This window comes from Streptomyces sp. NPDC046900 (assembly GCF_040644975.1).
In the GTDB taxonomy this organism is placed as follows: domain Bacteria; phylum Actinomycetota; class Actinomycetes; order Streptomycetales; family Streptomycetaceae; genus Streptomyces.
Window position 1 is genome coordinate 1 of sequence record NZ_JBEYXD010000257.1, and the last position, 1,306, is coordinate 1,306.

Here is a 1,306-nt window from a genome sequence, read left to right on the forward strand (position 1 = left end):
AGTGCGGCGGAGACCATGTCGCGGTCGGCGACCAGTCCGCAGAAGGTGCAGGCGTGCACTCGGTCGGCGAGGGTTTTGCGGACCTGTGCGCCGCATAGGCAGGTCTGGGACAGCTTCGTGTTGAAGGTCGAGGCCCGCAGCAGGCGGCCGCTGGTCCTCTCGCACTCCTTGCCGATCGCGGCGATGAGCCGCCCTGGTGTGGTGGCCTGCAGGGTCTTGCCCCACAGTCGGTGCCAGGTGCGGATGTCGCAGTCTTCGACGACCAGGTTGGCGCCGTGTTCGGCGACGATCTGCTCGGCGATTCGCCGTGCGCGGTGGTCTTTCGCGGCGGCCGCAGTGGCCGCGGCCTCGGCAATCCGGGCACGGTTGAGGCGGTAGCCGGCCGAGAGGGCGTCCTTGCAGTATGCCTGTTTCGCTACTCCGGCCTTGTTCGCCGCCCGCGCGCCGCCGGGCACCTGGACTTGCTTCTCGCGGTGTCCGGCGGCTTTGCGGCGTTCGGCGCGGGCCTGCTGGCGTTTCGACGGCGTGTACTGGCCCGGGTTGGTGGCGCGGCGGGATCGGTCGAGGGCGCGTTTACGGCCGCGTTCCTTTCGGCGGGCCTTCTCGAGTGCGGCCCTCTCGGCGTCGGTTAGCTCGACCCGGGTCGAGTGTACCTGTCCGTCGGCAGGGTCGAACGTGTCTGCGAAGGAGACGACGGACAAGTTGGAGACGTTGCCGTCGATCCCACCAACCCGGCCCAGGTCGGCTGCGGCAGCCCGCCGGGCCCGGGTAGCTGGTGAGGCGTATCCCCCGGTGAGGACCATCAGATGCGCCTCGTACGCCCACCCGCCGGGAGTGCTCGTGCCCCGGCGACGGACCAGGTCGACCTTGTGCCACGTTTCTGGGTCGTTCAGGAAGTGGAGCAGCCGCGGCCAGCGGCCGGCACCGGAGGGCAGCCGCACGGGCAGGACGAGGTCGCCGCGTTGGGAGTCTGCGCCGCCGGTGAACACAAGGGCAAGGGGCCCGGTGTGGTCCCACCAGGTTGCGGCGCGGGTCTTCGGTTTTCCCTTCGCGGTGACTTCGCCGGTTTCGACGCGGCGGGCCCGGACGGGCACAGGCATGCGTCGCGGCTGTGCGAGGACGCTCGTCTTCGGCGGCAGCCCGGCCGCCTGCACCGGATCGCTCACGCACGGGTTGAGGTCCCAGTGCCGGTAAACGTCCAGATGTCCGGCAAGAGTGCCGTGGAGGCGGAACGTTTCCCACTTCCGGGCCGTGGTGTGCGAGCGGGCACGGCCTGGGATGCGGGCGTAGTCCCACCAGGTACTGG

Annotated in this window: 1 pseudogene; it reads right to left on the minus strand. The window is 70.3% G+C overall.

The window, feature by feature from the left end:
- Positions 1–1,306: pseudogene (locus ABZ904_RS51305) on the minus strand (transposase); the annotation flags it as partial.